Here is a 3,725-nt window from a genome sequence, read left to right as displayed (position 1 = left end):
ACAGCATCCAGCGCTGGATCGGCCACCCGGTCACCGGCAGCGTCACCCTGCGGCTGCGGCGCGGCCCGCGCGGTGGCGCAGGCGGCGCTGACCGGCGGGGAGGCGGCGCTGGCGGCGTTCCGGCTGGAGGTCGGCCGGGCGGTGCGGCCGATGCTGGCCGCCTCCGCGCCGGACGTGGCGACGGCGCTGGACCGCACCGGTCCGGCCGCGCTGGAGTGGAAGCTGGACGGCATCCGGATGCAGGTGCACCGGGAGGGCGGGGAGGTCGCGGTGTTCACCCGCGGCCTGGACGACATCACCGCGCGCGTGCCCGAGGTGGTCGAGGCCGCGCTGGCCCTGCCGCTGCGCTCGGCGGTGCTGGACGGCGAGGCGATCGCACTCGGTCCGGACGGCCGGCCGCGCCCGTTCCAGGAGACCGCCGCGCGCACCGCCTCCCGGCGGGACCCGGACCGGCTGCGCGCCGAAGTCCCGCTCGACGCCTACTTCTTCGACCTGCTGCACCGGGACGGCGAGGACCTGGTGGACCGCCCCGGCCGGGAACGCTGGGCGGCGCTGGCCGAGGCGGTGCCGGACGGCCTGCGGGTGGCCCGCACCGAGACCGGCGACCGCGACCGGGCCCTGGCCTTCTTCCGCGAGACGCTGGCGCTGGGCCACGAGGGCGTGCTGGTGAAGGACCCGGCGGCCCCGTACGCGGCCGGGCGGCGCGGCGCGGGCTGGATCAAGGTGAAGCCCCGGCACACCCTGGACCTGGTGGTGCTGGCCGCCGAGTGGGGCAGCGGGCGCCGGCACGGCTTCCTCAGCAACCTGCACCTGGGCGCCCGGGCGGTGGGCGAGCCGGGCCTGGGCCCGTGGGTGATGCTCGGCAAGACCTTCAAGGGCCTGACCGACGAGACGCTCGCCTGGCAGACCGCCGAGCTGCTGGCCCGGGAGACCGGGCGGGACGCCTGGACGGTCCGGGTCCGGCCGGAACTGGTCGTCGAGATCGCGTTCGACGGGGTGCAGCGCAGCCCCCGCTACCCGGCCGGCCTCGCCCTGCGGTTCGCCCGGGTGGTGCGGTACCGGCCGGACAAGGACGCCGCCGAGGCCGACACCGTCGCGACCGTACGGGAGATCGCCGCCGCGGAGGGCCTGTGAGCCGGGGACAGGCCAGGACCGGACGCAAAAGGGCCGCGCGCCATGGGACCGGGAGCGACGGGACCGGACGCGCGAGCCGCGGCACGCACGCCCGTCGGGGCCAGGCCGATTCAAACCTGCCCCGCCGCCCGACCGCCCCGGCGCGCACCGAATCGGCCATTCTCGGCGATCCAGCCATCGCACCCTCCGTGGACGGAGCAGCAGCGGGTTAGGTTGGCAATGACAACGAGAGGCGGCCGCCGGGCAGCCGGCGGCGCACTGGCGAGAGGTGCCCGACCATGCGGGTGAATGTCGACCGGGACCGCTGCTGCAGCTCCGGGATGTGCGTCACGAACGTCCCCGAGGTCTTCGACCAGGACGAGGACGACAGTCTGGTGAGACTCCGTCAGACGACCTTCCGTCCGGACCAGTTCGACGATCTCAGACTGGCCGCCCAGCTCTGCCCGGGCGGCGCGATCACCGTGGTCGAGGAGGCGCCGGCCGCGGCCGAGTAGGCCGGGGCACGGACCCATCCGACGGACCCTCCAGTCACCACACCACCCCCACCGGAGAACCATCGCGACGCAAGGAGAGCCCGCCTTGACGAGCACGCCCACCGCCCCCGCCGTCCCGCTCCCGGCCCCGCACTCCGCCGGCTGCCCGTTCGGCCCGCCGCCCGCGTACACCGAGGCGGCCGCCACCGCCCGGCTGACCCGCGCCGACCTGCCCGGCGGCGATTCCTGCTGGCTGGCCACCGGCTACGCCGAGGTCCGCACCATCCTGTCCGACCGCCGGTTCAGCGCGGACGTGCGCCACCCCGGCTTCCCGCTGCTGGTCGCCGGCACCCGGGAGCGGATCGGCGAGAACCCGAGCTTCCTGCGGCTCGACGACCCCGAGCACGCCCGGCTGCGCCGGATGGTCACCGGGGACTTCCTGGTCAAGCGGGTCGAGGCGATGCGCCCCGACATCCAGCGGATCGTGGACGAGGCGCTGGACGGGATGACCGGGGGCCGCACCGAGGCCGACCTGGTCGCCGACTTCGCGCTGCCCGTCCCCTCGCTGGTGATCTGCCTGCTGCTCGGCGTCCCGTACGAGGACCGCGAGTTCTTCCAGCGCGTCAGCCGGACGCTGCTCAGCAACACCAGCTCGCTCGAGAAGCTCTTCGAGGCCCAGGACGAGCTGCTGGAGTACCTGGAGGGGCTGACCGCCCGCAAGCGGGAGGAGCCGGCGGACGACATCCTCAGCCGGCTCGCCGCCCGGGACGACCTCACCGCGCGGGAGGCCGCCGGCACCGGCATCCTGCTGCTGATCGCCGGGCACGAGACGACCGCGAACATGATCGCGCTCTCCACCGCCCTGCTGCTGGACCGGCCCGAGCAGGTCGCGCGGCTGGCCGACCTGGCCGCGCTGCCCGGCGCGGTGGAGGAGCTGCTGCGCCACCTCACCATCGTCCACACCGGGGTGCCCCGGGTGGCGCTGGAGGACGTGGAACTGGCCGGCACGACGGTCCGGGCCGGGGAGGGCGTGATCGCGATGCTCTCCACCGCCAACCGCGACGAGGAGGTGTTCGGCAGCGCCGACCGGCTGCCGGTCGACGAGCTGGACCTGGACCGGGACGCCCGGCGGCACATGGCCTTCGGCTTCGGCGTGCACCAGTGCCTCGGCCAGCCGCTGGCCCGCGCCGAGCTCCAGATCGCGCTGGCGACGCTGTTCCGGCGGCTGCCCGGGCTGCGGCTCACCGTGCCGCGCGAGGAGCTGGCGTTCCGCACCGACTCGTTCATCTACGGGATGCGGTCGCTGCCCGTCACCTGGTGACGCCGGGGCGGGGTCGGCGGACGCTTCCCGGGCACCCGGCTGGCCCCGGCGCCGGGGCGGAGGCAGGCTGGTAGGGCGAAGAGACACCCACCGGCCCTGCCGCGCCTCCGGCCCGGCGCGCCCGGACCGGCCGAGGAGACGGAGCCCGCGATGACCGACATGAGCGACCGGTCCACGGTGAGCACCGAGGACGACGAGGACATCCGCGCCGCGGACCCCGAGGAGGGCGTCCCCTCGATGCAGAACCTGCACGCGCAGGACACCTCCCAGGCGGAGGGCGCCCCCATGCTGGACGAGCCCGGCCAGCCCGGCTGACCGTCCGCCGTACCGAACCGACCGCCCGGTGGGACCGGGCGGTCGCCGCGACCGCGGGTGTCGCTGCTCCGGCGGCGGACCACCCTCGGGGGAGGATAGGCGCATGACCGAACACGACCGAGGCAACCGCCAGGCCAGGCCGCCCGCGGACCCGCGCACGTCGTGGGCGACCTGGACCACCCAGTCGATCATCAGCGGCCCCGGTGGGGTGACCACCGTCGAGGTCGGCCCGATCTCCGGGGACCTCACCGTGCACACCACCTGGGTGGACGGCGAGGCGAGACTGACCGTCCAGTACACCGGCGCGCTGGACTGGTACACGGTCACCGGCAGCCCGGTGCCGGCGGACGACGAGACCACCGCGCGGGCGATCCACCAGGCGATGGTGAACACCGGCGGCTCCCGGAAGGCCCGGGGCCGGAACACCCGCGGCCGGTGGCGGCTGGCCGCCAACACCGGCGCGATCCTGCTGGGCGTGGTCA

At 75.4% G+C, this 3,725-nt stretch carries 5 protein-coding genes; all 5 read left to right on the top strand.

The annotated features are described in order from the left end of the window. A partial coding sequence (locus ABZW03_RS38470; protein ID WP_355269168.1) for an ATP-dependent DNA ligase occupies positions 1-1,134 on the top strand: 1,134 nt, incomplete at its 5' end. A 278-nt stretch (positions 1,135-1,412) separates the two neighbouring features. Further along, positions 1,413-1,628, top strand: a complete 216-nt coding sequence (locus tag ABZW03_RS38465) for a ferredoxin (RefSeq protein ID WP_355269166.1) — start codon at positions 1,413-1,415, stop codon at positions 1,626-1,628. 85 nt (positions 1,629-1,713) lie between these two features. After that, positions 1,714-2,928: a cytochrome P450 gene (locus ABZW03_RS38460; RefSeq protein WP_355269164.1), complete on the top strand. Its 1,215-nt coding sequence runs from the start codon at positions 1,714-1,716 to the stop codon at positions 2,926-2,928. A gap of 150 nt (positions 2,929-3,078) precedes the next feature. Next, a complete protein-coding gene (locus tag ABZW03_RS38455) occupies positions 3,079-3,243 on the top strand; it encodes a hypothetical protein (RefSeq protein ID WP_355269162.1) in 165 nt (54 codons plus the stop codon). A 103-nt stretch (positions 3,244-3,346) separates the two neighbouring features. Beyond that, a partial coding sequence (locus tag ABZW03_RS38450) for a hypothetical protein (protein ID WP_355269160.1) occupies positions 3,347-3,725 on the top strand: 379 nt, incomplete at its 3' end.

This window comes from Kitasatospora sp. NPDC004799 (assembly GCF_040609095.1).
Taxonomy (GTDB): Bacteria; Actinomycetota; Actinomycetes; order Streptomycetales; family Streptomycetaceae; genus Kitasatospora.
The sequence above is the reverse complement of the archived record's forward strand: the minus strand, read 5'-3'. Positions and strand labels throughout refer to the sequence as shown.